Source organism: Dyella sp. LX-66 (assembly GCF_018599165.1).
GTDB lineage: Bacteria > Pseudomonadota > Gammaproteobacteria > Xanthomonadales > Rhodanobacteraceae > Dyella_D > Dyella_D marensis.
Map to the genome: position 1 here is coordinate 67,081 of NZ_JAHFVJ010000005.1, position 22,154 is coordinate 89,234.

At 68.4% G+C, this 22,154-nt stretch carries 2 protein-coding genes (1 of these 2 running past the window's edge); both read right to left on the reverse strand.

The window, feature by feature from the left end; translation table 11 throughout:
- Complete coding sequence (locus tag KK141_RS11355; RefSeq protein ID WP_214572313.1) at positions 1-9,957, reverse strand: non-ribosomal peptide synthetase; 9,957 nt, start codon at positions 9,955-9,957, stop codon at positions 1-3.
- Positions 9,957-22,154, reverse strand: the 3' portion of a protein-coding gene (locus KK141_RS11360) for a type I polyketide synthase (RefSeq protein ID WP_214572312.1). It continues 25,095 nt past the right edge of the window; only the last 12,198 of its 37,293 coding nucleotides appear in the window; the start codon falls outside the window, past its right edge — the gene reads right to left on this strand; it ends in the stop codon at positions 9,957-9,959. Before KK141_RS11360 ends, KK141_RS11355 begins: the two co-directional genes overlap by 1 nt.

Genomic DNA, 22,154 nt, shown 5'->3' on the forward strand with positions numbered 1-22,154 from the left:
TCAGATGAAGCCCTCCTCGAAGACCTGCTGATTGGAGGCGTCGGGTTTCACGCTGGCGACGATGGATGCCGATGCGGCGAAGTGCTGCAGCACCGCCGACGTAAACAAGGCCTGCACATCGGCATGCAGATCCACCTGGCGCATCCGTGACACCAGGCGTACGGCGAGCAGCGAATGCCCGCCCAGCTCGAAGAAATCGTCGTGCCGCCCCACGCGCCCGACACCGAGCAGGTCCTGCCAGATGGCGGCGATGGCGGTTTCGGCCTGGCCGAGCGGCGCTTCGTAGGCTTGCGCCGCAAGCGCATCCGCATCGGGCATGGGCAGCGCCTTGCGATCCAGCTTGCCGCTCGCCGTCAGCGGAAAAACGTCCAGCATCACAAAGGCGTTCGGCACCATAGGGTCCGGCAGCTGCCTGGACAGCTCGGCACGCAGCTCCGCCACGGCAAGCGTGCTGCCGGCCTCCGCGCGGACATAGGCCACCAGGCGCACATCACCGGGCCGGTCCTCCCGCGCCATGACGACGCTGGCCGCCACGCCGGCGCATGCGGCCAGCTTCGCTTCGATTTCGCCGGGTTCGATGCGGAAGCCGCGGATCTTTACCTGGAGGTCGTTGCGGCTCAGATATTCGATCTCGCCCGCCGCGTTGTAGCGCCCCAGATCGCCAGTGCGATACATGCGGTCGCCCGCCGGCCCGAACGGATCGTCGACGAAGCGTTCCGCGGTCAAGGCCGGACGATGCAGGTAGCCACGTGCGACACCCACGCCGGCGATGTGGATTTCTCCGCTCACGCCCACGGGAACCGGCTGCCGCCGCTCGTCCAGCACATACATCCGCATATTGGCGATCGGACGCCCGATCGGTATGGCCGCACCGATGTCACGCGCGTGGCAGGCATGGAAGCTGGCGTCGACCGAGGCCTCCGTCGGCCCGTAGAGATTGTGCAGCTGCGCCGTCGATGCCGCGAGGAAATCCTCCACCACACCGGCCGGAAGGACCTCGCCGCTGCAGAACACCTGCCGGAGACTGACGCAGGCGCGCAGATCTTCCGCTCCCAGGAACTGCCTGAGCATGGACGGCACGAAATGCGCCACCGTCACCGCCTCGCGCACGATCAGCTCGCGCAGATACGCCGGATCCCGATGTCCGCCCGGCTCCGCCAGCACCAGCCGCGCGCCATGCGACAGCGGCCAGAAGATCTCCCATGCCGAGACGTCGAAGCTGAGCGGCGTTTTCTGCAGCACGCGATCCATGCCGCCGAGCCGATACGCATCCTGCATCCACTGCAGGCGGTTGACGATGCCGCCGTGCTCGACCATCACGCCCTTGGAATTGCCGGTGGAACCGGAGGTGTAGATGACATAGGCGAGCTTCGAAGCGGAGAGCCCCTGCACCGCGGGATGGTGCTCCGGCTGCCGGGCAAGGCTGTCGCCGTCGAGTGCCAGCACGAGTGCCGCAGCCTCCGGCAAGCGCCGCCGCAAGGCCTCCTGCGTGAGCACGAATTTCGGCTGGCTGTCCGCCAGCATGTAGCCGATCCGGTCGGCCGGATAATCCGGATCGAGCGGCACATAGCACCCGCCCGCCTTCAGCACGCCCAGCAGGCCGATCACCATCTCGGGGCTGCGCTCCAGATACAGCGCCACCCGATCCTCGGGCTGGATCCCCATCTCCAGCAAGCGATGCGCCACCTGGTTGGCGCGCGCATTCAACGCCGCATAGGTCAGCTGGCGATCCTTGAACACCAGGGCAACCGCGTCGGGCGTGCGCTGCGCCTGCGCCTCGAACGGCTGCTGCAGGCACGGCACCGGCGGATAGTCCACCGCCGTGTCGTTGAATACTTCCAGCAACTGATGGCGCTCCTCCGCGGCCAGCACGTCCAGCTGGCACACGGCGGTGGACGGTGCGCGCTCCAATGCATCCACCAGCTGTTCCATCGCCCGATGCAGCATGACGCACACCCGCGCCGGACCGATCGGCGCCGGCACCTGCGCCAGCAATTCGAAGCCTTCGCCGAAATCGTCGATCGCCAAGGTCAGCGGATAGTTGGTGCGTTCCTCCGAGCGCGGATGGCCCACGCCGTCCTGCATCGGCGCCGGCTTGGGCTTATCGCTCGCCGCGGTGTGGCGATAGTTCAACAGCGCGCTGAACAACGGCGCCGGTGCGCGCACGCCGCTGCAGTGCTGCGCCAGTGCCAGCGAGGCGTGCTGGTGGTGCAGCAGCTGGCTGATCAGGCCATGCACGGCACGCACGCTGGCCTCGACACTGCTTTCGTCGATGCGGATGCGCACCGGCAAGGTATTGATGCTCAGCCCCAGCACGTTCTCGCCCTGCATGCCGCCGAACAGCACGGTGCCGAAGACCACGTCGTTGCGGCCGGACGCCCGCGCGAACACCAGGGCCGAGGCCACGTGGCAAAGAGCGGCAGCACTTACGCCCAGCGCCCGTGCGCGTGCACGCAGCCGGCGCGCCAGTCCCGCGTCGACCTCGCGGCGGAAGTCCACGATATTGCTGCCGTCACCGCGCACGTCGGCGAGGCCGAACGGCAGCGTCGGCGTGTCGACGTCGCCGAGCATCCCGCCGAAGAAGGCCTGGTGTTCCTCCGCACTCACCTCAAGCCGCGCCTGTGCCACGAAGTGGCGGAACGGCAGCGCGGGCGCAAGCTCCGCCTGGCGGCCCTGCCGGTACGCCGAGATCTCTTCCTGCAGGCGTTCCTGCGCCATATGGTCGATGGACAGCTGATGCAGCAGCTGCAGCAGGACCCAGCGGCCATGGCGCTCGTCATAGGCCGCAAACAGCTTGAACAGCGGCGCCTGGCGCGGGTCCAGCCGGTACCGGCGCGGATCGAAGCGGGTCCACAGCTGCTCGGCGATATCGCCGTCGGCAGCCGACAAGGCCGGCTCCTCCACCACCAGCGGAGCATCCCGCCACACCACCTGCACCGGCTCGGCCAGGCCTTCCCACACGATGCCGGTGCGCAGCATGTCGTGGCGGCCCATCGCGAAACGCAAGGCGGCCAGGTAGCCATCCAGCTGGGCGCGGTCGGCAAACGTGGACAGCGACCGCAGCACATAAGGGTCGCCGTCGGCCGTCAGCAGGTGATGGAACAGGATGCCTTCCTGCAGCGGCACTAAAGGATAGATGTCCTGGATATTCGCCGCGCCGCCGGGCACGGTCGCGGCGATCCGCTCGATATCCGCAGGCGCCAGTTCGATCAGCGAGAGCATGGCCGGGTTGACGGCCGCTGCATCCGGCGGCGCCTGTTCGGCCGGCACGGCGGCCTGCTCGACGTCGCCCGTGGTGGCCGCGGCCAGGCCCGCCAGGGTCGGTGTTTCGAACAGCATGCGTACATTGGCGTGCAGGCCGGCCTGGCGCATGCGCGCCAGCAGACGCACGGCCAGCAGGGAATGCCCGCCCAGCTCGAAGAAATTGTCGTGCCGGCCCACGCGCTCCACGCCGAGTAGGTCCTGCCAGATCGCCGCGATCGCCGTTTCGATCCGGCCGAGCGGCGCCTCGTAGGCCTGCGCCGCGATGGCGTCGGCTTCCGGCACCGGCAAGGCCTTGCGATCGAGCTTGCCGTTGACCGTCAGCGGAAACTCCTCCAGCGTGACGAAAGCATTGGGCACCATATAGTCGGGCAACTGCTTCGACAGCTCGGCGCGCAGCTCCGCCACGGCAAGCACGCTGCCGGCTTGCGCGCGCAGATAAGCCACCAGCCGCACGTCGCCCGGCTGGTCTTCGCGCGCGATCACCACACTGGCCGCCACGCCGGCGCACGCGGCCAGCCGCGCTTCGATTTCGCCCAGCTCGATGCGGAAGCCGCGGATCTTGACCTGGAAATCGTTGCGGCCCAGGTATTCGATGTCGCCGGCCGCGTTGTAGCGGCCCAGGTCGCCGGTCCGGTACAGCCGGCTTTCCCCAGCGCCGAAGGGATCGGTGCCAAAGGGATCGTCGACGAAGCGCTCCGCCGTCAAGGCCGGACGGTTCAGATACCCACGCGCCACCCCCACGCCGCCGATATGGATTTCCCCGGCCACGCCGATGGGAACCGGCCGCCGCCGCGCATCCAGGATATGGATGCGCATATTGGCAATGGGCCGGCCGATCGGTACCGCCAGCGCCGGGTCCTGCGCGCGGCACGCGTGAAAGGTGACGTCGACGGAAGCCTCCGTCGGCCCATAAAGATTGTGCAGCTGCGCCGACGACGCGGCGAGGAAATCCTGCGCGACATCCGCCGGCAAGGCTTCGCCGCTGCAGAAGACATGCCGCAGGCTGGTGCAGGCCCGCAAGTCTTCCAGGCTCAGGAACTGCCTGAGCATGGACGGCACGAAATGCGCCACCGTCACCGCCTCGTGAGCGATCAGCGCACGCAGATAGGCAGGATCCTTATGCCCGCCCGGCTCCGCCAGCACGATCCGCGCGCCGTACGCCAGGGGCCAGAAGAACTCCCACACCGACACGTCGAAGCTGAAGGGCGTCTTCTGCAGCACGCGATCCGCGGCGCCGAGCCGGTAGGCATCCTGCATCCACTGCAGGCGGTTGACGATGCCGCCATGCTCGACCATCACGCCCTTCGGCTTGCCGGTGGAGCCCGAGGTATAGATGACATAAGCCAGGTGAGAACTGGAGAGCCCTTCGAGCAGCGGATCGTGCCGCGGCTGCAAGGCCAGGCCCGCGGCGTCGTCCAGGGCCAGCACCGGCACCGCAACCTCCGGCAGCCGGCGCTGCAGCTCCGCCAGCGTCAGCACGATCTTCGGCGCGCTGTCCGCCAGCATGTAGGCGACGCGGTCGCCCGGATAATCCGGATCCAGCGGCACATAGCAGCCGCCCGCCTTCAGCACGCCGAGCAGGCCGATCACCATCTCCAGGCCGCGCTCGACATACAGCGCCACCCGGTCATCCGGCGCCACCCCCAGGCCAAGCAGCCGATGCGCGAGCTGGTTGGCGCGCGCGTTCAACTGCGCATAGGTGAGCTGGCGTCCCTTGAAGACCAGCGCGGCCGCATCGGGCGTGCGCCTGGCCTGCGCCTCGAACAGCTGGTGCAGGCAGTCGATGCGCGGATACGCCACCGCCGTGTCGTTGAATGCCTCCAGCAGCTGCCGGCGCTCGTCCACCGCCAGCACATCCAGCTGGCACACCGCGCTGGAGGGTGCGCGCTCCAGCGCATCGACCAGTTGCTCCAGCGCCCGGCGCACCATCGCGCACACCCGCGCGGGACCGACCGACGCCGGCACCTGCGCGACCAGTTCAAAGCCCTCGCCAAGATCGTCGACCGCCAGCGTCAAGGGATAATTGGTGCGCTCTTCCGAGCGTTGCCCCACCACGCCGCCCCATGGAACAGGCGCCCCCTGCCCTTCGCCGCCCGCGCTGTGGCGGTAATTCAGCAGTGCGCTGAACAGCGGCGCCGGCGCCTGCACGCCGCTGCAGTTCTGCGCCAGCGCCAGCGAGGCATGCTCGTGGCGCAGCAGCCGGCTGATCAGGCGGTGCACGGCGCGCACGCTGGTATCGACACTGTTGTCGTCGACGCGGATCCGCACCGGCAGCGTATTGATGCCCAGGCCCAGCGCGTTCTCGCCCTGCATGCGCCCGAACAGCACCGTGCCGAACACCACGTCGTCGCGGCCCGACACGCGCGCCAGCACCTGCGCCCAGGCCAGATAGAACAGGCTCGCCGCGCTGACGCCCAGCGTCCGCGCGCGGGAACGCAAGCGCCGCGCCAGTCCCGCATCGAGCGCCCGCCGGATCTCGTCGATCGCGCTGCCATCGCCACGCACGTCGGCGAGGCCGAACGGGATGGTCGGCTCGTCGACGTCGCCCAGCATCTCGCGGAAGAACGCCTCGTGCTCCGCCGCGCTCACGCCCAGGCGCGCCCGCGCCACGAAATTGCGGAACGGCAGCGCCGGCGCCAGCTCGGCCTGGCGTCCCTGCAGATACAGCGCGATCTCTGCCTGCAGCTGGTCCTGCGCCATATGGTCCATGCACAGGTGATGCAGCAACTGCAGGGCGACCCAGCGATCGTTGCGCTGGTCGTACGCCACGAACAGCCGGAACAGCGGCGCCTCGTGCAGATTCAGCCGGTAGGTACCCGGATCGAAGCGCGCCCATAGCTGGTCGGCGATCTCGCCACCATCGGCCGGAAAGGCCAGTTCTTCAACGGACAGCTCCGCCTTGCGCCATACCACCTGCACCGGCTCGGCCAGGCCTTCCCACACGATGCCGGTCCGCAGCATGTCATGGCGGCCGATCGCAAAGCGCAGCGCATCCAGATAGCCGTCCAATTGAACGCGGCTTTCGAACACCGACAGTGCCCTGACCTGGTAGGGATCGCCCTCGGTCGCCAGCATGTGATGGAACAGCATGCCTTCCTGCAGCGGCGCCAGCGGATAGATGTCCTGGATATTCGCCGCGCCGCCGGGCACGGTCGCGGCGATCCGCCCGATCTCCTGCGCGCTGAGCTCGACCAGGGACAGCATCGCCGGCGTGATCGCCGTGGCGTCCGGCGGAATCAGGTTATCCGGCACCACCAGCACGTCGCCGCCACCGCCGATGGCCGCCGCCAGGCCGGCCACCGTCGGCGTGGAGAACAAGGTCTGCACGTCGGCATGCAGATCCTGCTGCCGCATCCGCGCCAGCAGGCGCACGGCCAGCAGGGAATGCCCGCCCAGCTCGAAGAAGTTGTCGTGCCGGCCCACACGCTCGACGCCGAGCAGCTCCTGCCAGATCCCCGCGATCGCCGTTTCGACCCGGCCCAGCGGCGCCTCGTACGCCTGCGTGGCGAAGGCTTCCGCCTCCGGCGCCGGCAGCGCACGGGTGTCCAGCTTGCCGTTCACCGTCAACGGAAATTCCTCCAGCGCCACGAAGGCGCTGGGCACCATGTATTCGGGCAACTGCTGCGACAGCGCGGCGCGCAGCCCGGGAACGGAAAGCACGGCTCCCGCTTCGGCGCGCAGGTAAGCCACCAGCCGCTTGTCGCCGGGCCGGTCTTCCCGCGCCAGCACCACGCAGGCCGCCACGCCCTCGCACGCGGCCAGCTTCGCCTCGATCTCGCCGGGCTCGATGCGGAAGCCGCGGATTTTCACCTGGGCATCGTTGCGGCCCAGATATTCGATCTCGCCGGCCGCGTTGTAGCGGCCCAGGTCGCCGGTCCGGTACAGCCGGCCTCCGCCAACGCCGAAGGGATCGTCGCCGAACGGATCGTCAACAAAGCGCTCGGCCGTCAAGTCCGGCCGGTTGAGATAGCCCTGCGCAACGCCCACGCCGCCGACGAAGATCTCGCCCTGCATATAAGGCGGCACCGGCCGCATGGCCCGGTCGAGGATATACACCGCGACATTGGCCACGGGCCGGCCCAGGGAAACCTCGCGCAGCTGGCCGCCGCCATCCACCGGCACCGTGCACTTGTGCCGGGTTACCGCAATGGCGGTTTCGGTGGGGCCATAGGTGTTGAACAGATCGATCCGCCTGCCGGCCTTCGCCTGCCATTGCGCCAGCGCCACCGGCGAGGCGCGCTCGCCGCCGATCACCAGGCCGCGCAGCATGGGCGGCAAGGCGATCCGGTCGAGATCGGCCACCAGCTCATGCCAGTACGCGGTGGGCAGCATCAGCACGGTGATGCCCATGCGCCCGCTGCTCTCGATAAAGTGCTCGCTCGATTCGAGCATGCCCGCAGGACGCAGCACCAGCGTCGCGCCCTTGGCGAACGTGGAGAAGATCTCCTCGAAACTCGCGTCGAACGCGATCGAAGCGAACTGCAGGATGCGGTCGGAAGGCTCGATGCCGTAATCCTCGCCGGCACCCACGGCGTAATTCACCAGCGCGCCGTGCGAAAGCATCACGCCCTTGGGCTGCCCGGTCGAACCGGACGTGTACAGCACGCAGGCCAGCGCTGCCGCACCGCCGGCCGGCGGCAGATCGGCGCCACTTTCCTGCGCCATCGCTGCCTGCTCGCGATCCAGCTCGAACAGGATGCCAGCCGGCGCCGCCAGGCCAAGGTCCAGCTCCGACACCGTCAGCAGCAGGTCGATGCCGGCGTCTTCGACGATGAAATCCAGGCGCTGGACCGGCGTGGCCGGATCGAGCGGAACGCAGGCCGCGCCGGCTTTCAGTACGGCCAGCAGCGCCACCAGCATGCTGGCGGAGCGCTCGAACAGGATGCCGACCCGCGAGCGCACGCCTATGCCGCGAGAGCGCAGCATCCGCGCCCATCGATTGGCCTGCGCATTCAGATCGGCATAGCTGAGCCGCTCGCCGCCGTCTTCGACGGCAAGCGCCGCCGGCCGCAGTACCGCCTGGCGCTCCACGAACTGCTGCAATTGCGCGACATCCGCGATCCGCAGCGGGCCCCGGGCTCCATCCGAGAGTATCGCCGCGCGCTCGGCACCGGTCAGCAGCTCGATATCGGCAACGGGCCGCTCGGGCTCGGCCAGGGCGCCGCCCAGGAAAACCTGCAGCCGTTCGATCAGCTTGCCGATCTCCTCCTGCTCGAACAGATCGCTGTTGAATTCGGTTCTGCCGAAAATCCCGTCCGGGGTTTCTTCCACCGTGATGGAAAGATCGAACTTCGTGGTGCCATTGCCGACCGTGGGCGAGTACGCGCCATAAGCCCCTTGGAAGTTGCGGATGTCCAGCGGCGGCTCCGTCACCGCCGGCTGCAGCGGCGCATCGGGATCGCGCTGCACCGGCGGCGAGTTCAGCAGCACCAGCATGGTCTGGAACAGCGGCGAGCCGCTGGTGTCGCGCGTGATGCGCAGCTTCGGCATCAGCTCTTCGTAAGGCACCGCGCTGTAATCGAAGGCCGCCAGGCAGGTGTGGCGGACCTGCTCCAGCAACTGGCGGAAACCGATGCCCGGCTCCACGCGCACCCGCACGGGCAGCGTATTGAGGAAGAAGCCGATCAGGCTTTCGGTTTCCACGCGGCCGCGGTCGGATACCGGCGAACCGATGATCACGTCGTCCTGGCCGGTGTAGCGCGACAGCAGCGCGGCATAGCCGGCGATCAGCGTCATGAACAGCGTGACGCGCTCCGTCCTGCACCAGCTGCGCAGCGCCTCCGAAAGCGCCGGCGCAAAGAAAAAGCTGCCGCAGCCGCCCTGTGTCCGCAGCTGCCTGGCGCGATTCCTGGCCAGGTTCAGCACCGGCAGTTCGCCGCCCAGCTGCCCGGCCCAGAAGTCGACGTGCGCGTCGAGCACCTTCCCTTGCAGCCATTGCTGCTGCCACAGGGCGAAATCGGCCCACTGGATCGGCAGCTCCGGCAAGGGCGACGGCAGCCCGGCCGCAAAGGCGGCATAGAGCGTGCTCAGTTCCTGCTCCATCAGCTTCAGCGACCAGTCGTCGCTGATGATGTGGTGGATGCTCTGCAGCGACAGGTAGCGCTGCGGCCCCAGTTTGATCAGGCCGATGCGCAGCATCGGGCCGTGCGCGAGATCGAACGGCTTTTTCGATTCCTCCGCCATCCGGCGGCGCACTTCCTCCGCCTGCTCCGCCGCCGGCAGCGCGGACAGGTCGACGATCGGCTGCAGCACCCGCGCGGTGGCCGCGATGCGCTGCACCGGCGCGCCGTCGACCATGGGGAAACTCGTGCGCAGGATCTCGTGCCGCCGCACCAGCTCGTCGACGGTGCGCTCCAGCACCTCCGGGTCGATGTGCTGCCAGTGTTCGGCCGTGCTGAAGGTGTTGTAGGCCGGCACGCCAGGCTGCAGCTGCTCCAGGAACCACAGCCGCTTCTGCGAGAAGGACAGCGGAATAGGTTCCGCCCTGCCCCGGCGCGCCTCGATCGGCTTTTCGCCCGAGCCATGCGCGAGCTGCTGCAGCAAGCGGATGATTTCCGGCTTGCGCTCGCTCAGCTCGGCCTTCAGCTCCGAAGTGAGCACCTCGGGCAAGGCGCGCACGCGCAGGCTGCCGTCTTCGAGCCAGAGCTTGATGTTGAGCTCTTTGAGCCGCCCCAGGAACTTGGCCGTGGTCATTACACCGCTTCCTCGATGAACTGGCCGCTCAGGCTCGCATCGTCCTGTTCCTGGCCCAGGCCGACCGCCTGGATCAGCAGGATCTCGTCGATCATTTCCGCCTGCCGCTTGACCGTGGCGTACTCGTAGATGCAGCTCAACGGGATGCTCATGTCCAGGTCCCGGTTGAGCCTTCCGATCAGCTGCAGGCCGACCAGCGAGTTGCCGCCGAGATCGAAGAAGTTGTCCTCGATGCCGACCTCGCCGATGCCCAGCACGTCCTGCCACACCGCGGCGACCTGGCGCTGCATGTCGCTCTGCGCCGCGACGAAGGCCGTAGGCAATGCGGGGCGCGGATAGGCCGTCATGCGGCGGCCGCGCGTCTGCTGCACCGCGCTGGAGATATTGGCGACCGAGCAGCTGTTGCTGCCGCCGATCATCATTACCGCGTCCTCGGGCAGCAGGATCAGCTGCGGCACGTCCAGCGCCAGGATGCGGCGCACGCCTTCCATGCCCTCCTCGAAGGTGATGCCGAACTGGCGGCGGTGGCTGCGCAGCGCTTCCTGCATTTCCGGCTGGAAGCCCTTCAAGCCATCGCTCCAGGCATCCCATTGCCATTCGCCGAAGCTGATCGCCACCGTCACACCGTGCTTGGCATGGTGGCGCTGCGCGAACGCATCGAGGAAGGCATTGGCTGCGCAGTAGTCGATCTGGCCCGGGCCGCCGCCGGTGATCGCGGCGATGGACGAGACCAGCACCATGAAGTCCAGCGGCACTGCGGCGAAGGCGCGATCGAGCGCCAGCGTGCCCTGGATCTTCGGCGCCATCACCTGCGCCACGGCCTGGGCGGTCTTGAGCTGGGTCAGGCCCTGCCCGGGCAAGCCGGCCGCATGGAAGACGCCATCGACGGTGCCGAAGCGGGCGAGCGCCTGCTGTACGGCATCGTCCATCTGCGCCTGATCGGCCACGTCCGCGGTAATCATCAGCAACTCGGCGCCGGCTTCGATCAGGCCGCTGATCTTGCGCACCCGTTCGGTCACGCGGTCGTCCTGGCCCGCCGCCAGGATCGCATCCCACTCCTCGCGCGGCGGCAGGCCCGAACGGCCGACCAGCACCAGCTTCGCGTTGCGCGTCCGGTACACATAGTCGGCGAAGGCGAAGCCGATGCCGCCCAGGCCGCCGGTGACGAAATACACCCCGCCTTCTTTCAGGCGCGGCACGTCGTCGAACGGCGCATCGATCGGCACCGGCGCCACGAACGGCACCCAGCGCTGCCCGTCGCGGAAGGCGCAGAACTGATCCTCTTCGCCGGACAGGATTTCCGCGGCCAGGCGCAGACCCAGCCGCTCCGCACCCAGAGCCGCTTCATCGGACGAGAACAGATCGATGCTGCGGCAGGCGACCGTCGCGTACTCCTGGCGGATCACCTTGCACGGACCGCGCAGCGTGGCCTTCACCGGATGGATCGCCTCGGTACCCAGCACCGGCTCCAGATCGCTGGCAACGATGCACAGTTCCACCGGTGTATCGCTCAAGCGCTCGCCGATGGCCTGGGCCAGGTGGAACAGGCTGTAGAAGCCCGTCTCCATCTGCGCGTCGAACTGGCCGGCATCTGTACTCCAATGCTCGGCCGCCCACAGATGCACGATCCGGCTCGGCACCAGGCCGCGGCGCTTGAGCTCCTTCAAGGCGGCGGCATAGTCGTCCTTCCCGGTGGCGCGCAGCGCGATGGAGCCGTCGTGCGCCACCGCGAAGCTCTCGCCGCGCCGCACCAGCACCGTCTCGATGCCCAGCGGCTGCACCGCGGCGGCCAGCGCATCGCCGATGCCGTCGGCATCGGCAAAGATCAGCCAGCAACTGCCGGCCGCGGGCGCAGGCGCCTTCAAGGCGCCGTCCACGGTACCGGCCGGCTTCCACGACGGCAGATAGAACGAATCGGCCAGCGGCGACTTCTCCGCCTGGGTCAGCAGGCGGCTGGCCAGCGACACCTCCGGCAGCTCGGCGTCGATCCAGTAGCGCTGGCGGTCGAACGCATAGCTGGGCAGCGGAATGCGGCGGCGCGGCTCGCCGGCGTAGTACGCCTCGCCATCCGGCGCCACGCCGGCCACCCACAATCTGGCCAGCGCCGCGGTGAGCACGGCGCGGTCATCGTCGGCCAGATAGGCCATGCGCATGGTCGGCACCACCGTCGGCACCACCCCGGCTTCGCGGCCCACACCGTGCTGCCGGACCAGCGAGGTCAGGCCCTGGCCCGGCCCGACTTCGACCATGGCCCAATCGCCCTTCGCCACCAGGCTGTCCAGGCATTCGGCGAAGCGCGCGGTCTGGCACATATGCCGCACCCAGTAGTCGCGGTCGGTGGCGTCGGCCTCGGTGATCCAGCTGCCGCTGACGTTGGACAGGCAGCGCAGTTGCGGCCCGTGCAGCTCGACCGTCGACAGCAGCTGCCTCAACGCATCCGCGGCGCCCTCCATCATCGGCGAGTGGAAGGCATGGCTGGTCTGCAGGCGGCGGCTGACGATGTCCTTCGAGGCCAGCATGGCTTCGAGCGAGGCGATCGCCGCTTCCGGCCCGGATACCACGGTGAGCTTCGGCCCGTTGCCGATGCCGATGGCCAGTTCGTCGCTCAGCAACGGCCGCACTTCGGCTTCCGCCAGCGGCACGGCCAGCATGGCGCCGCCCGGCAGCTCGGCGATGATGCGCGCGCGGCCGGCGACCAGCTTCAGTGCATCCGGCAGCGACAGGATGCCGGCAATGGCAGCGGCGGCAAACTCGCCGACGCTATAGCCGAGCAGGGCTTCCGGCACGATGCCCCAGCTCATCAGCAGGCGGGCCAGGCAATACTCGACGACGAACATGCACGGCTGCGCGTACTGCGTCTGGTTGAGCCGCAGGGTCGCTTCGTCCTGCGGCGCGTCGCCGCGCAGGAACTGCTTCGCCTTGTCCGGCGCCTTCGCCGCATCGGCGAACAGCACCGGGCGCAGATCCAGGCCGGATTCCGCCTGCAACAGCTCGAAGCAGGCATCCATGTCCTGGCGGAACACCGCTTCGGTTTCATACAACCCGGCCGCCATGCCGACGTACTGCTCGCCGACACCCGGGAACAGGAAGGCCACCGGCCGCCGGCCGGCGCCACCGACGCTGCGGAAGCAGCGATCCGAGGGCTGCTCGCGCAGCGCACGGATCACTTCGCTGCGGTCGCGCCCCACCACCGCCAGGCGCTCGCCGAACTCGCGGCGTCCGTGCTGCAGCGTGAACGCCGCATCGGCGAGGTTGATCCCGGCATCGGCCTCCAGGGCGTCGGCCAGGTTGGCGCGCATGGCGTCGAGCGAAACGGCCGTCTTCGCCGACAGGCTCAGGAACTGCCACGGCCGGCCCTCGGCCGAGGCCTCCGGCGCCGGACTCTGTTCGAGCACGATATGGACATTGGTGCCGCCCACGCCCAGCGAGGTCACGCCCGCGCGCCACGGCGAGGCCGAGGCAGGCAGCGCCTGCTGCGCACCGCTCACCACGAACGGGCTGTTGTCCATATCGATCTTCGGATTGGGCCGCTCGAAATGCAGGGTCGGCGGCACCACGCCGGTCTTCAGCACGTGCAAGGCCTTGATCACGCCGATCACGCCCGCGGCGCGGTCGGTATGGCCGATATTGGACTTGATCGAACCGAGCGCGCAGAACTGGCGTGCATCGGTGGTTTCGCGGAAGGCACGCGTCAATGCCGCGAATTCGATCGGATCGCCCAGCTCGGTCGCCGTGCCATGCGCCTCCACGTAATGGATGTCGGCGGCGCTCAGTCCCGCGTCGTCGATCGCCAGCGCCACCACCTCGGCCTGCCGCTCCACGCTGGGCGCGGTAAAGCCGGCCTTCAAGGAGCCGTCGTTGTTGACCGCCGAACCCCTGATCACGGCGTGGATGGTGTCGCCGTCGGCCAAGGCATCTTCCAGCCGCTTGAGCAGCACCATGCCGCCGCCGTCGGAGAACACCGTGCCCTGCGCCCGCGCATCGAAGGTGCGGGTGTGGCCGTCCGGCGAACCCTGGTCGCCCGGCACGAACAGATAACCGCGCCGGCTCGGCGCACGCAGCGAGATGCCGCCGGCCAGCGCCATGTCCGACTCGCCCGTGCGCAGGCTCTGGCAGGCCAGATGGATCGCCACACCCGAAGTGGAGCAATACGTGCCGACCGCCAGGCTCGGGCCGTTCAAATTGAGCTTGTAGGAGATGCGCGTGGCCAGCGAATCCTGCGTATTGGCCAGGTGGGTATCGAACGAATCGATATCCGCCCACAGCGCGCGGTCCAGGAACAGGCTGGACTGGTATTCGCTGGGCGTGGTGCCGGCGAAGACGCCGATCGAGCCGTCGTAGCGGTTCGAGTCGTAGCCGGCGTGTTCCAGCGTCTGCCAGGCGATTTCCAGCATCAGGCGATGCTGCGGATCCATCACCTCGGCCTCGCGCGGGCTGATGCCGAACACGCCCGGATCGAACATCTCGATATCGTCGACGACGCCGCGCGCCTTGACGTAATCCGGGTTGCGGATCAGCGCCGGATCCAGGCCGATGGCGAACAGTTCGTCGTCGCTGAAGCGGGTCATCGACTCGACGCCGTTGCGCACGTTGTCCCACAGCGTGGCGACATCCGACGCGCCCGGACCGCGCGCGGCCATGCCGATGATGGCGATGTCCGAATGCGCGGCACCGCGCCGGCTGCGCCGCCGCTTGAGCGGAACCACCGGTTTGGCGGCGGCCGCGGCTTCCACGCCGCATACCGTCAGCAGATGCTTGCTGATGGTGCTGACGCTGGGCGCTTCGAAGATCAGGATCGGCGACAGCTGCAATTCGAACTCGCGCTGCAACTCGGCCAGGACCTGCAGCGAGATCAGCGAATTGCCGCCGAGCTCGAAGAAGTTGTCTTCCAGGCCCACTTTTTCGATACCCAGCACGTCCTGGAACACCCGCGCCACGCGCTGCTCGATCTCGTTGCTGGCCGCCACATAGGCCGTACTGATCGCCGGCCGCGCGTAGTAGGAGAGCTTGCGTTCGCTCCTGGCGCTCGCGGCCGCGGGCTTGCGGTACACCCACTGGTCCAGTCGCGCGTGCAGGTCGGCCGTGGAGTTGATCAGGCGGCTGGCCTGGCTCGAGCCGAGCACGCGGCGCACCGCCTCCGCGCCCTCGTCGGGCCACATCAGGAACGCCTCCAGCGTGGTGCCCTTGTGATCCTGCACACCTTCCGGACGCGCCCAGGTATCCCAGTTCACCGCGATCCAGCGGGTGCCGCCCGCCGCACGGCGCGACAGGGCGAAGTTGTCCTCGAAGGCGTTCGCCGCCGCATAGGGCGACAGCGCCAGTCCGCCCAGCACGGCCGAGATGGACGAGAACAGCAGGCAGAAGTCCGCATTGCGCGAAGCCAGCAGGCGCGACAACACCAGGGTGCCGGCCACCTTCGGCGCATATTGGCGCTCGACCTGCGGCTTGCTGGCGGTGGCGATGATGCTGTGCGAATCGCCGGTGATCAGGCCGGCGGCATGGAAGACGCCATGCACCTGGCCGTAGCGCGCATCGAGCGCGGCGAAGATTTCCTCCATCCGCGGCTCGTCGGCGACGTCGGCCATCAGCACGGTCACTTCACCGCCCGCGGCTTCCATCCCGCGCAACTGGACGATCTGCCGGCTCACCGCATCGTCCTCGCCATGCTCGGCCAGCCACGCCCCCCACTGCTCGCGCGCGGGGAAGGCGCGCCGCGACAGCAACGCCACCTTGGCCGCGTAACGCTGCGTCAGCATGCCGGCCAGGGTCAGGCCCACATTGCCCAGGCCACCGGTGATGACATAGACGCCACCCTGGCGCAGCGCGTCGCGCTCCGCCGCCACTTCGTCGAGCGGATGGGTGACGTAGTTCTGCACCAGGCGCATGCCATGGCGATAAGCCACCGCCACGTCGTTCGCCGGTGCAGCCAGCTCCGCCAGCACACGCTCGACGCCCGCCACGCCGGCATCGTCGAGATCGATGCTGCGCACCGCGACGTTCTGGTACTCCTGCGGAATGGTGCGGATGGCACCGATCAGCGTGCCCTTGGCCGCACTCACGGCGTCGTCCGGGCGCGCCACGTAGAGGCCGTTGGACACGATGTCCAGACGCACCGGCGTGGTGATGCGGTTTTCGCCCAGTGCCTGCACCAGGCTCAGCAGGCTCAGATAACCGTTCGCCTGCAAGGCGTCGAAATCCTGCTCGCCGGTCAGGGCGCCCAGATGGACGATGCGCGTCGGAACCTTGTTGTCGCGCCGCAGATCGCCGATCACCTGCTTAAGATGGTCGACTCCTGCATCCGCCGCCACCGCCACCACGTGCTGCGACTTCGCCCGCAAGCCGGCCAGCACGGCCTGGCAAGCCTCGCTGTCGTGCGACAGCACGAGCCAGCTGGCCTTCGCGTCCGTTTCTTCGGTGACGCGGCCCGCTTCGTTCCAGGTTTCGGCGTAGAACCACTGGCCGATATCGGCGATCTTGCCGTCGCGCGTCTCCCCGGTTGCCTCGTCCTGCTTCGGGGCGTCGACCCAGTAGCGCTGCTGCTCGAACGCATACGTCGGCAAGGGGAGCTTGAGGCGGCGTTCGTCGCGATAGAACGCGGTCCAGTCGGGTTCGATGCCGGCCAGCCACAGGCGGCCGACGGCGCTCAACAGATAGGCGTCGTCGCGCTGTTCCTGGAACGGGGCGCGCAGCGTCGGGATCACCGACATGCCGCGCTCGTAGACCGGATGCTGCTTGACGAAGGAACCCAGGCTCTGGCCCGCGCCCAGTTCCAGTAACACCCTGCCCTTGTCTTCGCCCAGCAGTACGCCGATGCCGTCGGCGAAGCGCACGGTGCCGCACATATGCGAGACCCAATAATCCGCCGAGGCCGCCTCCTGCTCGCCGATCCACGTGCCGGTCAGATTGGAGATGTACGGAATCGCCGGTGCCGCGAACGCCATCTGCGACAGCAGCTCGCGCAAGCCGTCGGCCGCGCCCGCCAGCATCGGCGAATGGAAGGCATGCGTGGTCTGCAGGCGGCGGCTGACGATCGACTTTGCGGCGAGGATGGTTTCGAACGAAGCGATCGCCTCGTCGGTGCCCGACACCACCGTCGTTTTCGGGCCGTTGCAGATGGCGATCGACACGCCGTCCGGCAACAACGCCGCCGTGTCCGCCTCCGATAGCGGGACCGCCAGCATGGCGCCGCCGGGCAGACTCTCGATCAACTTGGCGCGCAAGGCCACCAGCCGCAGCGCGTCATCCAGCTCCATCGTCCCCGCCACCGCCGCGGCGACGAACTCACCGACGCTGTAGCCGATCATCGCCTGCGGCTGGATGCCCCAACTCATCAGCAGCTGCGCCAGGCTGTACTCGATGACGAACACCGCCGGCTGGGCCAGCCAGGTTTCCTGCAGACGACCTTCCGGACGCTGCTCGCCGCGCTTCAGCAACGCCTTCATATCCATCGCGGCGCGCGGCTCGCCCGACAAGCCTGCGGGCGTAAACAGCACCTCGCGCAGATCCAGGCCCAGCGCCGGCTCCAGCACCTCGCAGCAGTGATCGACCAGGTCGCGGAAGGCGGCCTCGGTGCGATACAGATCCGCCGCCATATCGGCGTAGTGATCGCCCACGCCCGGGAACATGAACACCACCGATGGCTTCGCATTCGGCGGCAGATGTCCTTGCTCGCCGCCCTGTTCCAGCGTGGCGATCGCGTCGCCGCGTTCGTTGCACACCACCGCCTTGCGGAACTCCAGCCGCTTGCGGCCGGACTGCAGCGTATAAGCCACGTCCGCCAGGCTCAGCTCGGGATGTTCCTGCAGATGCGCACCCAATCGCGCCGCCGCGGCATCGAGCGAGGCCTGCGTCTTGGCCGACAGCAACAGCAGCTGCGCGGCACGCGACGGCCCGGACGGCTCGATCTCCGGCGCCTCTTCCAGGATGAAGTGCACATTGGTGCCGCCCAGGCCCAGCACGTTGACGCCCGCACGGCGCGGCTCCGCGCCGCGCGGCCAGGCTAGGTCGCGGTCCGCCACGAAGAACGGGCTGCTGGCGAAATCGATGTTCGGGTTCGGCGCCGTGAAGTGCAGCACCTGCGTAATCAACTCGTGCTTCAGGGACAGCGCGGCCTTGATCAAGCCGGTGACGCCCGAAGCGCGATCCAGATGGCCGATATTCGGCTTGATCGAACCCAGCGCGCAGTAGCCGACGCGATCCGTGCTGCCGCGATACGCCCTGGTCAGCGCCGCCACTTCGATCGGGTCGCCCAGTTCGGTGGCCGTGCCGTGCGTCTCCACGAAGCCGATGCTGCCGGCATCGACGCCCGCCACCGCCAGCGCCTCGGCGATGGCCACCGACTGGCCTTCCACGCTCGGCGCCGTATAGCCGACCTTGAACGAGCCGTCGTTGTTGATGGCCGAGCCCCTGACCACCGCATAGATATGGTCGCCGTCGGCCAGCGCATCTTCCAGGCGCTTGAACACCACCACGCCGACGCCGTCGCCGATCACCGCACCCTTGGCATGGACGTCGAAAGTACGGGTATGGCCGTCGGGCGAGTCGATGCTGCCGTCCTCGAACATATAGCCGGCCTTGCCGCTGATGGCGATGTTCACGCCACCGGCCATGGCGATGTCGCACTCGCCGTGCAGCAGGCTGCGGCAAGCGGTATGCATGGCCACGCCCGAGGTCGAGCAGAAGGTCTGCACCGACATGGCCGGGCCGCGCAGATTGAGCTTGTAGGCCACGCGGGTGGCCAGCGCGTCGTTGCTGTTGCCGACGCCGATCTGCAGCCCCGCCACCGGAGATGCCATCAGGTCCGGGCGCGCGGTCAGGTGGTGGATGTACTGGCTGGAGTTGGAGCCGGCGAAGATGCCGATCATGCCGGCGTAGCGCTCCGGATCGCAGGCGGCGTCTTCCAGCGCCTCCCACGCGCACTCCAGGAACTGCCGGTGCTGCGGATCGATCAGCTCCGCTTCGCGCGGCGCGTAACCGAACAGCGGACCGTCGAACAGGTCGAAACCTTCGACGTCGTAACCGGCGCGGATGTAATTCGGGTCGCGCAGCCTGGCCCGGCTGACGCCGGCTTCGAGCAGTTCGGCGTCGGTGTAGAACGTCACCGACTCCACGCCTGCACTGAGGTTGCGCCACAGCTCGTTCGGCGTGCGCGCGCCGGGGAAGCGGCCGGCCATGCCGATCAGGGCGACGTCGTTCGAGCTGCGCCCATGCCGCAGCTTTTCGCGGCGCTCGGCCAGCAGGCGGCTCTCGCCCTCTTCCTGCCCGCCTTCCTGCGCCGGCGACAGCAGGCGCACCAGGGCGTCAATAGTCGGCGCTTCGTACAGCACCACCTGGGTCACTTCGACGTCGAGCTCCTTGCGCAGCTCGGCCACCACTTGCAGGCCGACCAGCGAATTGCCGCCCAGGTCGAAGAAGTTGTCCTTGGTGCCGATCTGGTCGATGCCCAGCGCGCGCTGCCAGATCGCGGCGATCTTGCGTTCCAGCTCGTTGCTGGCCGCCACGAACTGGCTGGACAGGGCCGGCCGCGGATACGCCGTCTGGCGGCGGCCGCGGGTCTGCTGCACCGCGCTGGAAATATTGGCGACCGAGCAGCTGTTGCTGCCGCCGATCATCGCCACCGCATCCTCCGGCAGCAGGATCATCTGCGGCACTTCGAGCGCCAGGATGCGGCGGATGCCTTCCATGCCCTCTTCGAAGCTGATGCCGAATTTGCGGCGATGGCTGCGCAAGGCCTCCTGCATTTCCGGCTGGAAACCCTTCAGGCCATCGCTCCAGGCATCCCATTGCCATTCGCCGAAGTTGATCGCCACCGTCACGCCATGCTTGCGGCGATGGCGCTGCGCGAAGGCATCGAGGAAGGCATTGGCCGCGCAGTAGTCGATCTGGCCGGGGCCGCCGCCGGTCAGCGCGGCAATGGACGAGACCAGCACCATGAAGTCCAGCGGCACGCCCGAGAACGCGCGATCCAGTGCCAGCGTGCCCTGGATCTTCGGCGCCATCACCTGCGCCACGGCCTGGGCGGTCTTCAGCTGGGTCAGGCCCTGGCCGGGCAGGCCCGCCGCATGGAACACGCCGTGAACGGCGCCGAAGCGCGCCAGCGCCTGCTGCACGGCATCGTCCATCTGCGCCCGGTCGGCCACGTCCGCCGTGATGATCAGCACCTCGGCGCCGGCCTCGATCAGGCCGCCGATCTTGCGCACCCGCTCGGTGACGCGGTCGTCCTGGTTGGCGGCAAGCAGCGCATCCCATTCCTCGCGCGGCGGCAGGCCGCTGCGGCCCACCAGCACGAGCCTGGCGTTGCGGGTCCGGTACGCGTATTCGGCAAAGGCGAAACCGATGCCGCCCAGGCCGCCGGTGACGAAATAGACCCCGCCTTCGCGCAGGCGCGACACCTCGTCGAACGGCGCGTCGATCTGCATCGGCGCCACGAACGGTACCCAGCGCTGGCCGTCGCGGAAGGCGCTGAACTGGTCCGCGCCGCCGGAAAGAATTTCCGCCGCCAGGCGCATGCCCAGCCGCTCCGCACCCAGCGCCGCCTCATCGGACGAGAACAGATCGATGCTGCGGCAGGCGACCGTCGCATACTCCTGCCGGATCACCTTGCACGGTCCGCGCAGCGCCGCCTTGACCGGATGAATGGCCTCCGTGCCCAGCACCGGCTCCAGGTCGCTGGCCACGATGCACAGCTCGACCTGCGTGTCGCTCAGGCGATCGCCGACCGCCTGGGCCAGATAGAACAAGCTGTAGAAGCCGGTTTCCATCTGCTCGTCCAGATGGCCGTCCAGATGGCCGTCCATATCGGCATCCCAGCGCTCGGCCGCCCACAGATGCACGATCCGGCTGGGCACCAGGCTGCGGCGCTTCAGTTCCTTCAGCACCGCGACGTAATCCGCCGCCACCGCGGCGCGCAGCGAGAAGGAGCCATCCTCCGCTGCCGCCCAGCTCTCGCCGCGACGGACCAGCACGGTCTCGATGCCCAGCGGCCGCACCGCGGCGGCCAGCGCGTCGCCGATGCCATCGGCATCGGCAAAGATCAGCCAGCAGGTGTCGGCGGCGGGCGCCGCTGCGTTCAAGGCTCCATCGACAGCGCCCTCGACCCGCCACGACGGCAGATAGAACGAGTCGGCCAGCGGCGACTTCTCGGCTTGCGTGAGCAGGCGGCTGGCCAGCGACACGTCTGGCAGCTCGGCGTCGATCCAGTAGCGCTGGCGGTCGAACGCATAGCTGGGCAGCGCAATGCGGTGGCGCCGCTCGCCGGCGTAATAGGCCTGGCCGTCGGGTGCGACGCCGGCCACCCAGAGCTTCGCCAGGGCGGCGGCCAGCATGGCGCGGTCGTCGTCCTGCACATAAGTGGTGCGCATGGTGGAGATGGCGACCGGCGCGGCCGCACGGTCGCGGCCCAGCGCCTGCTGCCTGACCAGGGAACTGAGGCTTTGCCCCGGACCCACTTCGAGCATGGCCCACTCGCTTCTGGCCTGGAGCGTATCCAGGCATTCGGCGAAGCGCGCGGTCTGGCACATGTGCCGCACCCAATACTCGCGGTCGGTCGCATCGGCCGCGGCGATCCAGTCGCCGGTCACGTTCGACAGGCAGGGCCGCTGCGGCGCGTGCAGCTCGACCGTCGACAGCAGCTGCCGCAGCTCAGCCGCGGCGCCTTCCATCATCGGCGAGTGGAAGGCATGGCTGGTCTGCAGGCGGCGGCTGACCACCTCCTTGGCGGTGAGGATCGCTTCGAAGGCTTCGATGGCCGCATCCGGTCCGGACACGATGGTGAGATGCGCGCCGTTGCTGATGCCGACCGCCAGATCCGGCCCCAGCATCGGCTTGAGCTTGTCCACCGACAGCGGCACGGCCAGCATGGAGCCGCCCGGCAGCCCGGCGATGATGCGCGCGCGGCCGACCACCAGTTTCAATGCATCCGGCAACGACAGGATGCCGGCAATGGCAGCGGCGGCAAATTCGCCGACGCTATAGCCGAGCAAGGCCTCGGGCACGATGCCCCAGCTCATCAGCAGGCGGGCCAGGCAGTATTCGACGACGAACATGCACGGCTGCGCATACTGCGTCCGGCTCAGCCGCAGCGAAGCTTCGTCCTGCGGCGCTTCGCCGCGCAGGAACTGCTTCGCCTTGTCCGGCGCCTTCGCGGCCTCGGCAAACAGCACCGGCTGCAGGTCCAGCTGGAACTGCGCCTGCAGCAG

Bases quoted from the DNA above. Each gene is read 5' to 3' on its own strand.
- KK141_RS11355 (WP_214572313.1), bottom strand. From the start codon at position 9,957: ATGACCACGGCCAAGTTCCTGGGGCGGCTCAAAGAGCTCAACATCAAG.